13 protein-coding genes, 1 pseudogene and 1 riboswitch are annotated in these 20137 nt (G+C 43.0%); of the genes and pseudogenes, 9 read left to right on the top strand and 5 right to left on the bottom strand.

Features of this window, described 5'->3' with window-relative positions:
- Positions 1–26: 26 nt before the first annotated feature.
- Entirely contained in the window at positions 27–1001 is a 975-nt protein-coding gene (locus tag AB4238_RS10190) for a DUF1852 domain-containing protein (RefSeq protein ID WP_372033366.1), read from the bottom strand.
- Positions 1002–1347: 346 nt separating this feature from the next.
- Between AB4238_RS10190 and AB4238_RS10185 the strand changes: the two genes are divergently transcribed.
- Entirely contained in the window at positions 1348–2157 is an 810-nt protein-coding gene (locus tag AB4238_RS10185) for a sulfite exporter TauE/SafE family protein (protein ID WP_372033365.1), read from the top strand.
- Between the two features lie 8 nt (positions 2158–2165).
- Here the strand turns inward: AB4238_RS10185 and AB4238_RS10180 are convergent.
- Positions 2166–2426, bottom strand: a pseudogene (locus tag AB4238_RS10180) (GIY-YIG nuclease family protein); the annotation flags it as partial.
- 11 nt (positions 2427–2437) lie between these two features.
- Positions 2438–4597: a S9 family peptidase gene (locus AB4238_RS10175; protein ID WP_372033364.1), complete on the bottom strand. Its 2160-nt coding sequence runs from the start codon at positions 4595–4597 to the stop codon at positions 2438–2440.
- A gap of 137 nt (positions 4598–4734) precedes the next feature.
- A riboswitch (FMN riboswitch) is annotated at positions 4735–4972 on the top strand.
- Positions 4973–5160: 188 nt separating this feature from the next.
- On the opposite strand from AB4238_RS10175, the gene ribB reads away from it, so the two are divergent.
- Positions 5161–5799 carry a 3,4-dihydroxy-2-butanone-4-phosphate synthase gene (gene ribB / locus AB4238_RS10170; protein WP_372033363.1) on the top strand — a complete coding sequence of 213 codons (639 nt, stop codon included), beginning with the start codon at positions 5161–5163 and terminating at the stop codon, positions 5797–5799.
- A gap of 402 nt (positions 5800–6201) precedes the next feature.
- A complete protein-coding gene (locus AB4238_RS10165; protein ID WP_372033362.1) occupies positions 6202–9423 on the top strand; it encodes an EAL domain-containing protein in 3222 nt (1073 codons plus the stop codon).
- Between the two features lie 52 nt (positions 9424–9475).
- Here AB4238_RS10165 and ftnA read toward each other — a convergent pair whose 3' ends face one another.
- Positions 9476–10003: a non-heme ferritin gene (gene ftnA / locus AB4238_RS10160; protein ID WP_020910394.1), complete on the bottom strand. Its 528-nt coding sequence runs from the start codon at positions 10001–10003 to the stop codon at positions 9476–9478.
- A 380-nt stretch (positions 10004–10383) separates the two neighbouring features.
- Between ftnA and glp the strand changes: the two genes are divergently transcribed.
- Together glp and moeB are read left to right on the top strand one after the other, a co-directional pair.
- Positions 10384–11628, top strand: coding sequence for a gephyrin-like molybdotransferase Glp (gene glp / locus AB4238_RS10155; RefSeq protein ID WP_372033361.1), 1245 nt, complete (start codon positions 10384–10386; stop codon positions 11626–11628).
- Between the two features lie 14 nt (positions 11629–11642).
- Positions 11643–12419: a molybdopterin-synthase adenylyltransferase MoeB gene (gene moeB / locus AB4238_RS10150; protein WP_372033360.1), complete on the top strand. Its 777-nt coding sequence runs from the start codon at positions 11643–11645 to the stop codon at positions 12417–12419.
- Between the two features lie 51 nt (positions 12420–12470).
- On the opposite strand, the gene AB4238_RS10145 is transcribed toward moeB, so the two are convergent.
- Entirely contained in the window at positions 12471–14537 is a 2067-nt protein-coding gene (locus AB4238_RS10145) for a TonB-dependent receptor (RefSeq protein WP_372033358.1), read from the bottom strand.
- A gap of 470 nt (positions 14538–15007) precedes the next feature.
- On the opposite strand from AB4238_RS10145, the gene AB4238_RS10140 reads away from it, so the two are divergent.
- The 4 genes from AB4238_RS10140 to AB4238_RS10125 all read left to right on the top strand — a co-directional run bounded on the left by AB4238_RS10140 (position 15008) and on the right by AB4238_RS10125 (position 19908).
- Positions 15008–15307 carry a hypothetical protein gene (locus AB4238_RS10140; RefSeq protein WP_372033357.1) on the top strand — a complete coding sequence of 100 codons (300 nt, stop codon included), beginning with the start codon at positions 15008–15010 and terminating at the stop codon, positions 15305–15307.
- Entirely contained in the window at positions 15304–16914 is a 1611-nt protein-coding gene (locus AB4238_RS10135; RefSeq protein WP_372033355.1) for a PepSY-associated TM helix domain-containing protein, read from the top strand. The genes AB4238_RS10140 and AB4238_RS10135 overlap by 4 nt, the downstream gene beginning before the upstream one ends.
- Positions 16915–17364: 450 nt before the next feature.
- Complete coding sequence (locus tag AB4238_RS10130; protein WP_372033353.1) at positions 17365–18552, top strand: diguanylate cyclase; 1188 nt, start codon at positions 17365–17367, stop codon at positions 18550–18552.
- Between the two features lie 144 nt (positions 18553–18696).
- Positions 18697–19908 (top strand): hypothetical protein, encoded by a 1212-nt coding sequence (locus tag AB4238_RS10125; protein WP_372033351.1) that lies wholly within the window; start codon positions 18697–18699, stop codon positions 19906–19908.
- Positions 19909–20137 lie beyond the last annotated feature (229 nt).

The raw sequence follows: 20137 nt of genomic DNA, 5'->3' as shown, positions 1-20137 counted from the left end.
ATACTGCTATATATTTGGGTTAATAATTAAGCGTAATTTGCAGACCACTGCTCAAGCACCGTTTGATATGGATTGATAAAGTGTTCCTCTGCAAACTTACCTTGCGCTATTGCAAGCTGGCTGCGCTCTTCTCGGTCATAAACAATTTGCGTCAATGAATGGTCCAAGTTCTTCAAATTGGGTTGGTAGCACTTCCCAGCGGTAGCATTAGCATTGTAAATTTCAGGTCGATAAATTTTTTGGAATGTCCCCATAGTACTAATGGTACTGATCAGCTCAAGATTAGTGTAATCACTAAGCAGATCCCCAAAGAAATAAAACGCTAAAGGGGCTACGCTATTAGCAGGCATGAAATAACGAACCTGCAGTCCCATTTTTTTAAAATACTGCTCAGTTAAAGATGATTCATTTGGCAGGTATTCATGACCTAGTATTGGGTGTTGGTTTTCAGTTCGTTGGTAAATTTTATTATCTGAAACACTGAGACATATAACAGGTAATTTTTTAAAATTATTTTTATACACATCAGAATTAATAAAGCATTTAAATAGATTGCCATGTAAATCACCAAAATTACTTGGGATAGTAAATTTTTCTTTATCTTTATTATGCTGCAACAGTAAAACACTAAAATCATAATCTCGTACATAAGAGGAAAAGTTATTTCCGACGATACCTTCAATGCGCTGATTATTTTTGTGGTCAATGATATTAGTTTTCAATACTTCAATAGATGGAAAGGCTTGTCCATCTCTTTCAATATCCATATCAACAGAGACGATTTCAAGTTCAACAGAGTACCTATCACCCTTAGGATTATCCCAATCAGCTAATGCGTTGAAGTTATTATCGATCATTTTCAGTGCATTACTCAAATTCTCACGACGGCTGTCGCCTCTCGCCAAGTTGGCAAAATTGGTTGTGATGCGAGTGCTGTTTGAAGGGTGGTAATTTTCATCAAGACTAATGCTCTTGATCGTGAAGTTAAAGTTATTGCTCATTGTGGTTCGGTATCCTGTTCACTGAGATTAAAGTTAAATTTGTTTTACTCTGAAGGGTCTTTTCCGTTTTAGCCTATCGACTCATACCCTGTCAGTATTAATTACTCGTGACTGATTACTTGACCAGATAACAACGGCAATTTCTATAACGTAAATATTAGGTTCTATTTATACTTGTTCAGACACGTTAACAATAGTGCTTTTATTTCAACTTCAACATGAGCAACATTCATGAACTATTAAATTTGAAAACTTAATAGCATGTCAGTTATATTAATTAGCCTGATGCAAACAAATATTTATTTGTTTAGCACATTATTCCTAATTATATGAAGAGATAAATTTAATGAGTGAGTTGCTGTTGTTGATTGTTTACTGCGCATTACTTGGCAGTGTCGTGGGCTTTTTGGCTGGCCTCTTAGGCATTGGCGGTGGACTCATCATTGTGCCAGTGTTGAGCAGTATTTTACTTCACTTTAATACTCTACCCGCAGATCAGGTAATGATCGCAGCAATTGCAACCTCATTGGCGTCGATTTTGTTTACCTCTACCTCTTCGGCAATTGCCCACCACAAGAACGGTAACGTGCCATGGAGCCTAACGCCTTGGGTCATGGTCGGGGTTGCTCTTGGCGCACTTATCAGTGGCTTTATGGCATCACTATTGCCAGAAAATATTGTGCGTATTGTGTTTGCTGTCAGTGTAGTGCTGATTGCTTTTAAGATGCTTTACAGTAATAAAAGTCACTCCAGCACTGAGCGAAAAATGCCGAATAAAGGTCTGTTAACTGTTTTGACGACGATCACCGGCAGCTTGTCAGCCATGATAGGAATTGGTGGCGGTGCACTTTTGGTACCCTTGTTGACGTTTTTCTCACTCGACATGAAAAAAGCCATCGGCAGTGCCTCTGCTTGCGGAATTGTTATCGCATTATTTGGTTCGATAGGTTATATCAGCTCTGGTAGCCAGCAGTTTGCTTTAGCCGATGGATTTGCTGGCTTTGTTTATTTACCCGCTTTATTCGGCATTGTTTGCACCTCCTGGTTTACCGCTCTTTTAGGCGCCAAATCGACACACCACTTACCCGTTTCAGTTATTAAGAAAATCTTCGCCGTATTACTGTTGGTTGTCGCTGCAAATATGCTTCTAAAATAATTAGGCTGTTAGATTGGCTGGCAGTTTTGTATCAACGCCAGCTTCTTCGCTCTAGGCCATTTCTTCAACGCTATCTCTCGCTTTAGCGCATCACTGCGACTGCCTACGGTTTCTGAGTAGGCTAAGGTCAATGGACCTTTACCACGCAAAAACTTGGCAGACTTAGCGCTGCCACTTTGATGCTCGCTAAAACGTCGTGCAACATCAGTGGTCACGCCTGTATAAAGGTGGCCGTTAGCACAGCGCACCATATACAGATACCAAACGGATTCAGTTGCCACTAGTTAGCATTTACTTTATCTAAACCGAGCAAACCAATGAAGAAAGCGTACTCTTGTGCTTTGTCTTCATATTGGCGATAACGGCCACTTTTGCCACCGTGCCCTGCTTCCATATCGGTATCAAACAGTAGCAAGTTGTCGTCGGTTTTAATATCACGCAGCTTAGCGACCCATTTAGCGGGTTCAAAGTATTGCACTTGTGAGTCATGCAAGCCTGTGGTGACTAGCAGGTGCGGATAATCCTGCGCCGTGGCTTGATCATAAGGCGAGTAACTCAGCATATAGTCAAAGTAGACCTTGTCATTGGGATTACCCCACTCGTCATACTCGTTTGTGGTCAGTGGAATAGACTCATCCAGCATAGTGGTAACGATATCAACAAACGGCACGTGCGCTGCCACCGCAAAGTAACTTTGTGGTGCTTGGTTGATAACCCCACCCATTAACAGACCACCAGCACTGCCACCTGCAGCAACGACTTTGCTTTTGTCGCCATAACCTTGTGCAGTTAATGCTTGAGTTACATCAATAAAGTCATTGAAGCTATTTTGTTTGTTGAGCATACGTCCATCGTCATACCAACCGCGGCCAAGCATCTCCGAGCCACGTACATGGGCAATCGAGTAGACAAAGCCGCGATCCAGTAGACTCAAAATCGAGGAGCTAAAATCAGGTTCTACCGTATAACCGTAGGAGCCATAGCCATATTGGTATAACGGGTTAGTACCATCTTTATTAAACAACTCTTTACGGTAAACCAGCGTTACTGGTACCTCTTGACCATCACGGGCTTTTACAAATAATCGCTCTGCTTGATATAGCGTTGCATCAAATCCGCCAAGCACTTTTTCTTGCTTGAGCAATTGACGCTGGTTAGGCTGAGTGAGGTCATATTCATAAACCGATTCAGGCGTGGTTGGGCTTGAGTAATACACTCTAAGCTTGTCGCTCTGCTGGCTGGCATTAACATCGAAGCCGACTACATAAGCTGGGTCGTTAAACTCAAGTTCGACACCCGCGCTCATATCAAAGTCTTGCTCCTTTAAGGGGTAAACATGGATACGGCTAATACCCCGTTCACGGGTTTGTACCACCATGTACTGCGTTAGCAGCAAGACATCTTCAATTCTCGACTGTGGATCATGACCAATCACGTCCTGCCAAGCCTGTTTATCAGCCGCTTTATCGACTGCCACTTTCATCAGTCTAAAATTACTCGCTTGCCAATTGGTTAAGATATAGTAGCTATCACCCAACTTAGAGACTGAATACTCATGCCCCGCTTCTCTTGGCAATACCGCTTTAAACTCTGCTAAGGCCGCATTAGCATCAAGCATTAGCACTTCGCTGGTAATTGTACTTTCAGCGTACAAAGCGATTGAGGTTTCATCTAATGACTTACCTAAGCCAATATAAAAGGTGTCATCCTGCTCTTCATACACCAGTACATCTTCAGTTTGTGCGGTGCCGAGCTTATGGCGAAACACTTGATAACCTAATAAGGTTTGTGGATCTTTGGCGATGTAAAATAGATGCTGGTTGTCATTGGCCCACACCACGCGCCCATCGGTGCCTTCTAACTTATCTGCGATTAACTCACCGCTAACAAGATCTTTAAAATAGAGGCTGTAGATACGGCGACTGAGTAAGTCTTCCCCAAACACTAACTTGGTTTCATCGGTGCTAACAGATACACCGCCTAAGCCATAAAAGTCATGTCCAGCCGCTCGTTCATTCACATCCAGTAGCACCAATTCATCGTTGCTATCGAGCGCCTTTTTTCGAGCCACAATCGGGTACTCAAACCCCTCCTTGTAGTAACGATAGTACCAATGCTTGTGCCAGAAATAAGGCACGCTTGATTCATCTTTATCAAGTCTCGCGACTAACTCTTCAAACAACTGCTTTTTAAGGCCGTCATAAGGTTTGAACTGCGCTTTGGTGTAGTCATTTTCAGCATTAAGGTGAGCGATGATTTTGGGATCTTTACGCTCGTCATCGCGCATCCAGTAATAATCATCGACGCGAGTCTCACCATGTAAAGTCATGGTATGAGGAATTTTATCAGCAACTGGGGCGATGGTTTCGGTATTAGAGGTCATATTTGTGCATCCGAGTAGCATTACACTGCTTAGCGTAACAGCTGAAATGAGTTTCATGTGGCATATCCTTATGAGCCAAAGTACAGCGGCGAGACGATTCTTTGCCTTGGCCACATTTCTGTATGCTGCAGCTTGTCATTTTAATTAATTTGACGCAACATAGCGGCGCTTATCTGTTACAAAACAGAGATAAGCATAATTCTCAGGGCGGGGTGTAACTCCCCACCGGCGGTAAGTTATGTAAGTTGTGGTTATACAGCTTCATAAAAGCCCGCGAGCGCCTACTGATCGTGACAAGAAGTCCACTAGTAGGGTCAAGCAGATCTGGTAAACAGACCTTACACAGGTTGTACCTACTCCAGAGCCGACGGTAATGAATACTGCAGCGCACTTTGTGTTGCGTGTACTGAGTCCGGATGAAAGAGAATATAAGATTGAACAAGGTTGCTTTGGCAGCAGTGTCAGTGTGTTTTGCCAAATGCAAAGCGCATAGTACTGGCTGTTGGAACAACATTGTCTTCACCTCTTATTAAGCACAGGCATCTATCAATGATGCAGGTGTCATTTTCTGTACGCCCTGATTCTGGCAACCCAATGTAGTTTATTTAAGGATGTTTACCATGAATCAGTCTTTACTTGCGCCTTATGGCAACGCTATCGAACGCGTCAACGCAGCACTTACCGCTCTTCGACAAGGGAAAGGGGTATTAGTGGTTGATGATGAAGATAGAGAAAACGAAGGCGATCTTATCTATAGCGCCGAAACCCTAACTAATGAGCAGATGGCACTACTTATTCGTGAGTGCAGCGGCATTGTTTGCTTATGTCTTACCGATGAGCGCATCACACAGCTAGCGTTGCCACCAATGGTTGTTGATAACAACAGTCAATATGGCACTGCTTTTACTGTCAGTATCGAAGCTAAAGAGGGAGTCACTACAGGGGTCTCTGCTGCAGACCGTGTTACCACGGTAAAAGCCGCTATCGCTGATGGTGCAAAACCTGATGACTTAGCCCGTCCAGGTCATGTTTACCCACTACGCGCTCGCCCAGGTGGAGTATTAGAGCGTCGTGGTCATACCGAAGGCACTGTTGATTTGATGAAACTTGCCGGACTTAAGCCTTTTGGTGTTCTGTGCGAAGTCACACTACCTGACGGCACCATGGCACGCTTGCCAGAGATCATCGATTTTGGCCAGCAACACAATATGCCAGTACTCACCATTGAAGATATTGTGGCTTACCGTAACTCGCAATAATCTGAATCACTAATCTAAGTCACAGCATAATTTTAGTTAGTTGTTATGTTAATGATACAAAAAGGTCATGCCCACAGCATGGCCTTTTTTGTGCAACTAAGCTAAACATCAATAAAGCCATAGCCTTAGTTTAGCGCGAAAATAATTTAGCAAATACGCATTTATTACCTTTTTCGGTAATTGACAGTGGCAAAACAATTACGAATAAGAAGAGAGAATTAGCCACGATTTTGACACTATTAGTTAAATTCGTGACCTAGATTAGACTTTAATGAATTAACTGAGACTCCATATTCTGAATATGGTTATTATTTGGCGCAATTTTTTAATCTCCTATCTCCACGCTTAAGATTAAAACAACAAATTTAACAATCAACTGTTACGCGAAAAGGTTGTCGCCGAATGTTAAGTCTATTAAGCCACTTGAGCTTAAAACAGAAACTATTTCTTATCGCCTCTCTACCAATGCTTATATTGGTGGTGTTTGCCGGGCTACATTCCATTTCGCTCTACCAGCAATACCAAGATGCTTCTGCCAATTCGTTTACCACTCAAGTAACTCTCGATATCGAAAACATTGTTTTTGAATTGCAAAAAGAGCGCGGCCTGTCAGCAGGCTACCTCAGCAGTCATGGCAAACAATTTAACACTGAACTGCCACAACAGTGGCTGGCAACAGACCTAGCACTAAAAAGCTTATTGCAGAACAAAGCATTGCAATTGGTACTTGATACCACTAAAGAAGATCGTGAGCTTTTTCACTTGTTGCAAACCCGTTTTAGTCGTAGCAGTGATGAACATCAACAACTACTCAAGATGCGTCAGCAAGTGCTAAAGCTTAATGGCGGTAATTACTTTAACTATTATTCTCAACTCAACCAGAAGCTGATTAGCTTTATCTCCCAACTACGCTTTAAGAGTGATGACTCCTATCTAGTGATGATACAAGCTGATTTAGTCAATATCTTAAAAGCTCAAGAACTTGCGGGGCAAGAGCGCGGCTTGGTCAACCAATTACTATCAGCCCCCACCTTAGATGCAGACTCATACGAAGCTATCGACAACATAACTCACCGACTGAAAAATACAGTAGAGAATGCAAGCGTAGCGATGACAGATGAAAATCGCAGCAAACTAAATCGAATAATTGAAAGCCCGGAACAGCTGCAAGTCACAGTATTATTACAACAATTAGAACAACAGGTTGAACTCATAGAGCAAGCCCACGAGCTCAGTGAGCTAATGGGCTTTAAAGGCTTAACCTATGACTATAATCGCTATTTGATGACTGCTAAGCCTCAATACCAGCTTAATTTCAAACAACATCATTTTGAGCTAAATATTGCCCTCGAAAATATTGCTCGCCGACACAAGCTAACCAGCCAGCAATCGGCTCTGGTAGCGACAATTAAACGTTCTACCGATACTTACTACCAACACCTATTGCAAGCAAGTAAGGATCTGCAGCAGCCAGCCCCGATGAGTTCGCTAGCTAAACAATACACAGCTATGCACCAGGCGCTGCAGCAACTGCAACACCAAGCACCGTTAATTAGCAGCAAACAATGGTGGGCTATCGCCAGCGAACGAATAAACTTATTGCACCAAATGAATATCCAATTGACCCACAAAATAGCCCGTCAAAGTGATGTTCAAAAACAGCTAATTGTGTCGTCGCTCTATATCAGCCTTCTTAGTGGTATCTTGCTTTTTTATATGGTGTTTATCTTAGGTAAATATATCGCCAATAGTCTTATCAGCTCCATTACGACCATAGTTAATGACGTCGAAGAGATGGCAAAAGATCCTAATCTACAGCTGAACATAGAGATTAAGGGGAACGATGAATTAACCCAGATATCTACCGCGCTAAACCAGATGTTAAGCGAGCGCATGCTAGCTAGAACCTCTTTGCAGCAAGCATCTGCTGTATTTGAGCATTCATCCGAAGGCATTATGGTCACCAATGCCGATAACCGTATTGAGTTAGTTAACCCCGCTTTTACCAAAATTACGGGTTATACACTTGAAGAAGTTAAGGGGCAAAAGCCGAGCGTGCTTAGCTCTAACCACCATCAACCAGAGTTCTACAATCAGCTTTGGCATTCGATAACGACGACCAACCATTGGGAAGGTGAAATCTGGAACAAACGTAAAGATGGTAATGTTTACCCAGAATATCTATCAATAACTGCGGTTGAAAATGCTCAAGGCCAAATTAGCCAATACATAGGCCTATTTTTGGATGTAAGTAACCACAAACAGTATGAACAAGATCTCTGGTACAAGAGTAATTATGACTCGTTAACTAAGCTTCCCAACAGACATCAGTTTTCATCTAGACTGCAGCACGCTATTGACGGTGCAAACCAAACAAATTCTCAGGTGGCAGTGTTCTTTATCGATTTAGATCGTTTCAAGTTCATCAATGAATTACATGGCCACGCAGCTGGCAATGAGATTTTAAAGCAATCAGCCACACGGCTTGAGACCGTACTCGGGCCAGAAGACTCTATTGCTCGTTTTGGTGGTGATGAATTTGTCATTATCTCACCGCTACATAATGCCATTGAAACCGCAGAACAGCTGGCACACAAATTGGTAGATGTATTAGTTCAACCGTTAAAACTGGGTGCCATTGAAAGTAATATTTCCGCCAGCGTCGGTATCGCTTTCTACCCTGAAGATGGCCAAGATATTGAGATGCTACTGCGAAATTCAGAAACGGCCATGTACCAAGCCAAACGTGATGGTCGCGCCCACTTCCAATATTTCTCACCTGAGATGAATGTTGAAATGCTAGAGCGGATGCAGCTTGAACAGAGGCTAAGAAAGGCAGTTAAGAAGTCTGAGTTTTATTTAGAGTATCAGCCTGTGGTTGATATGACTCACGGTACGGTATCCAGTGTAGAAGCACTTATCCGTTGGCGTGATCCTGAGTTTGGTATTATCTCTCCGGCACTATTTATTCCTATCGCTGAAGAGACAGGACTTATAGAACCGCTAGGCGAGTGGGTATTAAACCAAGCACTAGCGGATCTATCTAGCTGGCATGCACAAGGGCATATGCTAAAAATTGCCATTAATGTTTCCGGCCGTCAGTGTATAAATTCCAACGGCTTGAGTTTTTATCAAGTTCTTGAGGAAGCATTACTGCGCCACAAAATTGCAGCACATTATGTGCATATAGAGATAACCGAAAGCTTGTTGATAGAAGATAAACCTTACAGCTTAGAGATCCTGCAATCGATTAGAAACTTAGGCGTTGATATCTATCTTGATGATTTCGGTACTGGCTATTCAGCATTAAGCTATCTCAATCAGTTCCCGATCTCCGTTATTAAAATTGATAAGAGCTTTATCGATAATGCCACGGTTAACCAGTCCGATGCGAAGCTAGTCAAAGCTATTGTCATGATGGGGCAAAGTTTAGAGATGCCACTGGTCGCTGAAGGAATTGAAACTGAAGAGCAGTGGGATTTCTTGCAATCACTAGGCTGTGATTACGCCCAGGGTTATCTAATGTCCAAACCTTTATCCAGTGAGAACCTACTGACCTTTCTTGAAAATGAAACGGCAATCAACCGCATGGTAAATCGTAAAGCACTGGTGTCGGTTAATTAGGCATAAAAAAAGAGCAGCTAGGCTGCTCTTTTTTTATCACACCAAATATCAGTTATTCAGCGGTGCTAGTCATCACACTGGCAGACTCTTCAATCGCCATTTGCGCTAGGTCTTTATCAACGAAGAACAAGGCTTTACCATCTTCACCGACTAAACGGATCTTATCGACGATTGATTTGAATAGCTTCTCCTCTTCGTGCTGCTCAGAAACATACCACTGCAAGAAGTTAAATGTTGAGTAATCTTGATTAGTGAATGCAGCGTGAGCAAGTTCATTAATCTTTTTAGTGATTAGCTGCTCATGCTCATAGGTGTACTCAAACAAAGCTAACAGCGATGGAAAGTCAGCTTGTGGTGCTTCAATAGTACCAAGCAGCGGCATACCGCCAGTCTCACTTACGTAAGTGAACAAACGGTGCATATGACCCATCTCTTCATCAGCATGAGCACGCATAAATTTAGCGGCGCCTTCAAAGCCTTTGTCTTCACACCATGCACTCATCTGCAGGTACAGGTTAGAGGAGAAAAACTCCATGTTGATCTGGTCATTTAATTGGTCAATCATCTTCTGGGCCAACATCTTAATTCCTCTGGGTATCTGTTTATGGCCGCTATTGTTATCAAGCTAGCTTAGAATTGCAATAAAATTTACTTAAGCTACTGTTTAATAAATAATAATGGTTTTCATTTACATAAAGCAGCAAAGACTAATATTAAATAGTAAACTCAAAAAACATTAAATGAATCAGCCCTTAACTTGGGTATTGATAAGGAAATCATCGATTAAAGCACCACTAAATTCAGCGGCTAACCAAAGCTAATTTCGGCAAAAATAATAATAAAGCCAGTATCAGCTGTTAAAACTGCCGAGCAGATCATAGTCATCTGCAATCACCGTGGCATAATGCCTTATATTCGTTTTTAATTAACGTACGCTAATTTAGCCTCAAGGATAGATAGATGCAGACTCATGCAGACCCGTGTAAACAACCTAGCCTAATGCATCCCTCGCTAGCGATTGTAAAATTACTAGAACAAGTGCAGCCAATCACAGATTCTGAAGTCGTTACGCTGACACAAGCCCTAGGACGCGTCTTAGCTGAAGACCTTGCTTCTCATGTCGACCTCCCCCCTTTCGACAACTCTGCAATGGACGGTTACGCCTTTAATTTTGATGATTTAGATGCTGGCATTCCGCTAACTCTAATCGGTGATTCTTTTGCAGGACACCCTTTTAGCGGCCAATGCGTAAAAGGCGGCTGTATCCGCATTATGACTGGCGCACCAGTACCTGCAGGTTACGACACGGTACAGATGCAAGAAAAGGTAACAGCTGATGGTAATAACATCACCATTGAAGCACCAAAAGCCAAAGGTGCAAACGTGCGCTATCGCGCCGAAGAACTTACCACCGGTACTAAAGTACTTGCGGCAGGTACTCTCATTGGCGCAGCCGAAATGGGCGTACTTGCCACCATTGGGGCTAGCCAGCTAAGAGTATATCGTCCGCTTAAAGTGGCTTTTTTCTCAACCGGTGATGAACTGCGCCCTGTTGGCAGCGAGCTTGGCCCTGGACAAATTTACGATTCAAACCGCTATAGCATTCAAGGGCTACTGAGCCGAGCAAACGTAGAGTGGCTTGATCTTGGTGTTATTGAAGATGATAAAGAAGCCATTCGCCAAGCTTTTAAAACAGCAGCAGCCCAAGCAGATATGGTGCTGACCTCTGGTGGAGTATCAGTTGGTGACGCCGATTACACCAAGCAGATCCTCGATGAAGAGGGTGAAATCACTTTCTGGAAGCTAGCGATTAAACCAGGTAAGCCTTTTGCCTTTGGTCACTTAGGTGATGCGGTTTTCTGCGGTTTACCCGGTAATCCAGTTTCCTCTATGGTGACATTCTACAAGCTTGTTTGGCCGCTAATACAAAAAATGCAAGGCTTACCGCAAGTGAAACCAGTAACGCTATCTGCCACCTTAACCCAAGATATTCGCAAGTTCCCGGGACGCGTCGAATACCAACGTGCGGTACTAAGCTATAACGAGCAAGGTGAAGCACAAGTGGCCGTCACTGGTGGCCAAGGTTCAGGCATGCTGACCTCAATGACCCTCGCTAACTGCTTTATCATCTTAGAGCAAGATTGCGATGGCATCAGTGCTGGTGAAAAAGTTACCGTCGAACCTTTCAATAGCGTACTAGCTTAAGAGAACATAGAGCAATGTCGAGTGAACTGACTGACACAGATGAGATTTTAACTGACGCGGAAATATTGCGTTATAGCCGCCAAATATCCATTAAAGCGATGGACTTTGAGGGGCAAGAGAAGCTCAAGCAAGCCAAGGTGCTAATCATAGGTGCTGGCGGTTTGGGCTGTGCAGCCAGCCAATATTTGGCAGTAGCAGGCGCAGGAGCAATCACTTTAGTCGACTTTGATACCGTTGAAGTGTCTAACTTGCAACGCCAAGTCCTGCATCAAGATGCCAATGTCGGCCAAGCTAAAGTTGACTCCGCTAAAGAGACACTATCAGGCTTAAACCCACATATTAAAATCGATACCATCAATGCAGTATTAGATGACCACGAAATTGAAGCACTGGTTGCGCAGCACTCGATTGTGATGGACTGTACCGACAACGTGATGGTGCGAGAGCAACTCAATCAAAGCTGCTTTAAACACAAGATCCCGCTTATCTCTGCTGCAGCTATCCGTATGGAAGGTATGGTTACCGTATTTGACTATCAAGCACAAACGCCTTGCTACCACTGCTTTAGCCAACTGTTTGGTGAACAACAGCTCAGCTGCGTCGAGTCAGGTATTTTAGCACCTGTGGTTGGCATGATAGGTTGCCTGCAAGCCGTAGAGGCCGTTAAAGTCATCGCCAATATGGGCCGCACGTTAGCTGGGCGGATTTTGATGATCGATGCCATGACCATGGAGTTTCGAGAGATGAAACTGCCAAAGCAGCCAAATTGTAAGGTCTGCAATCAAGGCTGATAATTCGTGTGCGTGACACAGTACAAGCTGTCACGCACAAGTTTTTATAGACTAGAAATTGTAAGTAACCGATACGCCAACATTTCTTGGGTCAACAACTGCGGCATAACCATGTTCATAACCACTTCCAGGAGGTTCATTCACTGTAAGCGCTTGCTCGTCAAATAAGTTGTTAATAAAAGCACTGATTCGCCAGTTATCATTTTGATAATCAACATTGAAACGACTTAAGATGTAATCACCAGCCACGCGCTCTTCAGTATTGGCAATATCAGCAAAATACTCATCAACGTAATTTCCTGATAACCCAAATGTCAGCTCATCAGACAGCCAATACTTAATACCAAGGTTAGCAGTAACGTTTGGCGCAGCGTTAAGCTCATTGCCAACAATATCGCCGTAACTAGGATCTGCTGCTTTAATTTCACTTTTAAGTAACCCTAACCCCGAGAACAGTTGCCAGCTCTCCCCTAACATACTGGTAAATTCAAGCTCTAAGCCATAGGTTACCGCTTTATCAATATTGGTGATTCTACGTAAGCTATTAGACGCTTGGTAGCCGTCATAATCGTTATAAAACAGGTTGGCGTTCAGGTTAACGTTACCACCATCAAAACGACTTCGAGAGCTCATTTCATAGGTATCGACAGACTCATCATCATAGTAATAGTAATCGCCACCAGCTGACGTTAACGCCATGGCTCCACCGCCGGCGTTGTAACCTCGTCGACCACTTACCGCAAGCGTCGTACTATCAGTAACGGCGTATTGCACTACAAGCTTAGGCAATGCCACTGTTTTAGCTTCATCGAGTTGCTCATCAATCGCTGAACCTCTAAATTGCATGGCAAAGTTTCGTGTTTGCTCATCGCGCATCACTCGTCCACCAAGAGTCAGCCACCACTTTTCGGCCATAGCAAAAGTCATTTCTCCATAAACAGAGGAGGAGGTACTGCTGTCATCTCCACCATAAGAGAAACCACCCACACTGCCAAAGTCTTGAGTGCGCTTATAATAAGCTAAACCAATAAAACCATTTAGATCTCGGTCATTAAGCCCAAAGCTATATTTACCATCGACGTTGTAACTTTTGTCATTCATGTCGACAGTACTTTCAGCAGCTGCCAAGGGTTCATAGGATTCAAACCCCCAGTCATAATCCATAAAGGAGAATTGTAAATCGAGTGACTGACCATCAGTAAGCTGGTAATCAAATGTCACTGAATGTGTGTTTGACTTGGTGGTGATATAGCGTTGAAACAGCGGTTTATATGCCCAAGGATCATCACCAGTGAAGTAATTACGTCCTGAATCACCTTGCTCGTCGTTATATGAAAAACTGTATCGTACTGATAAGTCTTCTAACCCGGCAGGTTGCCATAGTAGCTTTCCGCGCCACCGATTTGTAATAAGCTCATTCTGGTCAAAAGTTTTTGGGTTGGTGTCATACACCAAACCATTATTGTAGGTGTTGCCATTTACATTTTGCCCCGTGATCCTAAAGGCAAGCTGCTCGTCTAAAATTGGGCCCGATAGCATCACAGCGCTGTCGATAAAACTATCCTGATTTCGATAACCTAAACGTGCAGCCGCTTGCCAGTCAAAGGTTGGATCTGCCGTTTTAATAAATACTGCACCACCAATACTGTTACGACCATTAATGGTCGACTGTGGCCCTCTGAAAACTTCTATCTGCTCTATGTCCCAAAGGCCTGTATCACCGGTTAAGTCAGCGACAAAAGGCTCTGCAACACCATCAACAAGGGTCGAAACTCGCGCCTTAGCGCCGCCAGTGAAAGAGTTAAACCCAGTAGCAGAGCCATTACCTGTAACGCCTCGAATATCCGGTACTGCTCCTGTTGTTACCACAACGTTTGGCACTTCAGATAAAGCACTGGATACCGATTGGTATTGGCCACTATCTAGCGTCTCTTTATCGATAACAGACACTGATGAGGTGGTATCTTTGAGGCTACGCTCAACTTTTTCACCATATACAGTGATCCTTTCTATCGATTCAGTAGGTTCAACATCAACAGCAGCATAAGCCATCGAAAATATAGGACTACATAATATTGCCGCCACAACGAGATTTTTGTTAAACGCCCTGTATTCCATGGGATCCCTCAAGTTCACAGTAAATAGAATTTATCGTTCTGATTAAAAGCAGCAACAATTTACATTAAACCATACCCACATACAATTGCGAATCATTCACATTTACATTACCATTTACGTAATTTAAATACCTATGTAATAAAGCGAATACGTTATTTAGTTTCGTTGCTTACAGCAGTTAATTAGACGTTTAGGGAGGAGTTGATAGTCATGTTTCAAGTCACAGGATTAGTATTGACTTTGGTAGGAGTCATTATGATATATGCCACCAGTAAGCATCAGAAGTTACTACCACAATCTCTACCCAAGCCCATCATTCTAGTCGGACTGACTCTATTGTTATTCGCATTATTAAGTTGGGTACAACTGCTAACAACAACAGCAGCTGTTTTCACTTGGCTATTCACTATTATCGCAATATTGATATGCGTCCCCTTTAGTACGATTTTGAAATCAAGAGAACCACATTGATGGCACGGTTAACCCAAGCGGAAAAAATTCAACCACATTGGTGGCGAAAAAGTCTCACCGCAAGCCTTTTGGGTCTGAGCTTATCTTATGGTGTCATTGCGGTGTTTGCATGGTTTGGGCCGGGAGGAATCGATGCACCAATGAAAGTGCAAATGAACATGTGGCTTATCAGTTTTATCTGGTTACCCGTTATAGCCTTTAGTTTTCTGTTCAAAACAGCGACGAGTGCATTTGGTTATCTCATGTCAGCGAACTTCGTTATCTACAGTTTATTTGCAGCTTTATGGTGGTTTAAGTGAGAATACGTCCAGACATTTTAAGAACTTATCAGTCCATTCATACTTGGACAGGGATCACTACTGGCCTACTATTATTTATCGGCTTTTTTGCTGGCGCTCTCACAATGTTTAAACCGCAAATTGAGCAGTGGGCAACACCACCAGCACAAACACTGCAGCAGGTACCCAGCACACAACTTGATAGTTTGATTCAAGCAGCAATAAGTCACAGCGAAAAAGCAAAAGATGGTTTTATCGTTAGCTTTAATAGCAATGACTCACCAATTAAATGGTATGAAAAGGGCGGCGGAAGAGGTTTACGCCTTGATGATCACTTACGTCACGCCAGCTTCAACGATGAAGGTGACTTGATCAGCCAAGCGAGCAGTACCAATGAATTAGGAACGCTTATTGATCAACTCCACCGCACCGCAGGGATCATTGGCAATATAGGCCATGAAGATCTCGGTGTGTTAATTCTAGGACTCGCCGCAACTCTATACTTTCTCGCACTAATTTCAGGCGTTATCGTTTTACTGCCGACGTTAGTAAAAAACCTATTTGCGTTAAGGCAACACAAAGGCGTGAGCCGTTTTTGGTTAGATAGTCATAACTTAGTCGGTGTTATGAGCCTACCTTTCCACTTGATTATCGCATGGACCGTAGTGGTATTTGCGTTTCATGACATGTTCTACGGCGGTTTGAGTATTCTTTATGGTGACAAGCCCTTATTTGAACCCAGAGAACGTTCAACCATTGAGTACTCCGTCAACCAATTGCGCAGCATCGATAGCTATATCGCTGCTGTCACGCCGATATCTGAAGGTTATCAAATCGCGTCAATGGAATTTAGTCAGCTCAACTCTACCTCCCCTTCTTTAGCAGTGGAGTTGCAATCTAATGGGCGGATGCTGCGTGGCGGTTACAGTGATTTCATCTACATGCACCCTTATACCATGGCGGTACAATACAACACGATTAATCAAGTCGAAGAGGGGCTATACGGCCCCGTAGTGAACAGTTTATTCGCACTACATTTTGGTAATTATGCCGGCAGCTTTGGCCGCTGGATATACTTTTCCCTTGGCTTACTCGGAGCATTTCTGTTTTATAGTGGTAATTTACTGTGGCTTGAAAAACGTAGACAGAAACAGGCTGAACAAACTAAAGCAACTAAGCTCATGGCCGCTCTCACTATTGGGGTATGTTTGGGCTCGATGTTAGGAGTTGTTGTCTCTATGCTAGCCACAAAGTGGCTCTATCTGCTAAGCGAACAGATAAACAACTACTACCTCAGTTGCTACTATGTCGCCTTCTTTGCAGCATTAGCCTACAGCTTTGTTAAGGGAGCAGCTCTTGCTGCTATTTCACTGCTTAGGTTGCTAGCACTTTGCTGCTTATTAATTCCGATAACCAGTGTAATTGCTCTGCTGCTACCTCAACTCGCAATATGGTCAGCAACAGATCTTGCATCAATAACTATTGAAGCCGTATCGGTCTTGTTCGCACTGCTATTCTATATTGCAGCCCAAAAAGCACAATATAGAGCGTATTTCGGTGAACCAGACAGTATCTGGGCGGCACCTCATCAACAAAATGCAACAGTAGCAATCAGTATAAAGGTTTAATCGCTCGGCAATAGTTTAGCGGTATAACAGCCGCTAAAAGCCGCCAGCGTGAAGTGTTTTTTGACTTGCTATTTCTGCGTAACTTGTTATTTCTGCGTAGTTCGACTTCTTATACTGACTTGGTATAAGACCACAACATCACAATAGTGATGCTCAAGCATTACCTTAGCTTATTACCGAGAAAGGCCCAGTAACCCACTGGGCCTATATTGACTCCACTCACGAGCTCAATGAAATAACAATCAAATGATCGTGACAGCTTCAATGCTTGTTCTGTAAAATCCTCATCAAGTTAATGCGTTATCTATCTTTGTAATACGCAAAACTATCTCCAATAACTCTTTTGCGAACTGGCAGCGACAACAGGCTTAATATTTTGTTAAAAATGTCGACTTACAGAAGGTAAATACCCAAGTTGTAGTTAAACATACGTTTATATTGAGGTTAACCTTGTCCGCTTTTTATCATCGCTGCCGCTATTTTTTCTTGCCTCTTTTTTTCACAGGCTTACTTTTAGCTGTCACTCAATATTCCCTACCACAGCTGCAAACCTGGCACAGCGTGATAGAACAGTTGCCCTACTGGTTGCTACCAGTGGTGGTTATTATTGCGCTGCAGTTTAATCGCAGCCGCCTAGCATATCTTGCGCTACTACTACTGGCCTATTGGTACCTCTTAGGCCAAGGCTCACCTACAACCTTATTTGACAAATACTCACAACAGATCTTTCTTGGCGGTGTTTTTGCCATTACTTGGTTTGCATTTATTAAAGATAGAGGACTGCTTTCCGGTCATGGTGTGATTAGGGTTTTAGGCATAACAGTCTGCTTTGCCGCTGCATTTGGCTGGATATGGGCTAATACTCAATACCAGAGCATTGTCGATGGTTACCTACCCAGCATGATAACCATGGAGATACGCACCCTTGCACCCTTTTACCTTGGGGCGATGTTAGTTTTTATACGCGGGATCTGGCAAGCCAACTTAGTTAACACCTCTATCTTCATCACCTTGATACTGTGGGCAATTCAATCGCTAATGCCCGAATTACTGTCTATCTCAGTGTCGATAACAGCCTTAGCAATTGTGTATATACTGACAGTACTTACTGACTCCTATTTCCTTGCCTACCGAGATGAACTAACAGGTCTTGCTTCTCGCCGTGCCCTTTACAATTTAGTGCTGTCACTGGGACGAAAGTACAGCGTTGCCATGCTCGATATCGATCACTTTAAAAAGTTTAATGACACCTATGGTCACGATGTTGGTGACCAAGTACTTAAATTAGTCGCCAGTAAAATCTCTCAAGTAAGAGGAGGTGGCAAAGCCTTCCGTTATGGCGGCGAAGAGTTCACCATCGTATTTGCTCGCAAAGATACCTCATCGATTTTGCACTTCCTTGAAGAGGTGCGAGAGATAATAGAGGACTACGACATAGCACTGCGCAATGAACAGCGTAAGCAGCAAACAAAAGCTAAACGAGGCAAGGCACCAAGCCAGAGTAAAACCGTTAATGTCACCATATCTATTGGTGTGTCAGAACATCAACATGGTGAGACTTTCGAACAAACGCTGAAGAAAGCAGATCAAGCGCTGTATCGGGCCAAGAAAAAAGGTCGTAATCAGGTGTGTGTTTAACTAAATCCTAAACTCAAACCGACTGTAGTAAACCTATAGTATTAACTTAGTGTCTATGAACACAATTCAATTGTCATAAAAATCAACCTATTATTAAATCAATGTCTATTTACGAGGCCTGACATCAACACAAGACATGGATGAATGATGAACAACTTAATTAGCCAAGCTGCTGCACTAGGGGAAAAAATCAACCTAATAACACAGGGAGCAGCTTACAATGAATCAGACTTCTCAAAAATTGCTTTTTCTGAACTAGAAAAGTCAAATATTAAATATGATATCAACGGCAACGAGCTGTTAGCGTACCAGCTTAATGACCTGTCCAGATTGGCACATAATAAAGAAAACTTTAGTGACTTCCCTATTATCTTGTTTAAAAATGATGATTTCATCATTCAAGCTCTGCATTGGTACGAAGCTTCTACCAGCATTCACGACCACCGCTTTGATGGTGCATTCAAGGTGCTCAAGGGATCGAGCATCGAGACTACATATGACTTTGAAACTAGCGACGATAGTTCGAGTCGCACCCAAAGTGGCACCTTAGTCAAACGACGGATACGTCACCTTCAGGTAGGGGATACTTGCGAAATAAACGGCGGTAACAGATACATACACTCACTGTTCCATATCGAGTCACCCTCGATCACACTTATTATCCGCACCCATAGTAAGGATTGTTACCCAGCGCAAAGAGACTACCATGCTCCTTCGCTGTCCTCTGAGTGTTTTTACCAAATAGCGGAAACGAATAAACTCGCTGCTATTATTAATTCTGACGCTGGACGCCTGTTTTCTTTCAACAAAGAATTCTACCAACAGCTATTTGTGGATCTTGAAAAGTTCCAACTTATTCGGCTTATCCCCATGTTGGTGAAAAAGAATGATAACTTAATCAAAGAGGTGTTGATCAATAAATATGGCGAGCATGAAGCTGCAGAAATAATAAAAGTGACTGAACTCGCGCACTGCAGACGACAGCTTAACTTTTTAAGAAGAGGCATCACCGACTATGAATCTAGACTCATTATCGCAGTGATGATTAACTCCTCAACACGCGCAGAAACGGTACAGTTGTTGAAAGACGTGTTGCCAAATGCGGTGTTCGAAGACGAGATATCTAAAGTTATCGAGTATATGGTAAAACATCGTTGGGTCCCTATCACCATTGAAGGGGATTCAATCGCCGATATCATTACTGCAGCCGTCTCGGCCACCACTATTGACGAATACTTCACACTGTTAGTTGAAGACTTTGGCACAGAGGCTATCGAAACAGGTCGCAAAATGTTGGAAAAAGCTTGGCATCAGCTCACAACGGACAAAACGATCAGTCTGCTTTGGGAGCAATAAACCAGACAACTAGCTTTTATACTGACTAGCCTAATACCAGTCAGTATAAAAGTAATTGCTCACATAAAATGGACTCTGCATGAGTCGATTTCAGTAGAAGTAACCAGCCCAAAATTCTCTTTGATTAGCCAACTTTAGCCGTAGTAATTGCAGACGCATTGACTCATATACCCGTGCTACCTGAAGATGCAGGATTCAGTGGGAGTTTAGTGGGCTTTAATCAAGGCAT

The organism is Shewanella sp. 10N.286.45.A1 (genome assembly GCF_041470405.1).
Lineage (GTDB): Bacteria > Pseudomonadota > Gammaproteobacteria > Enterobacterales > Shewanellaceae > Shewanella.
Note: the sequence above shows the minus strand (reverse complement) of the source record. Positions and strands in the feature narration are given on the sequence as shown.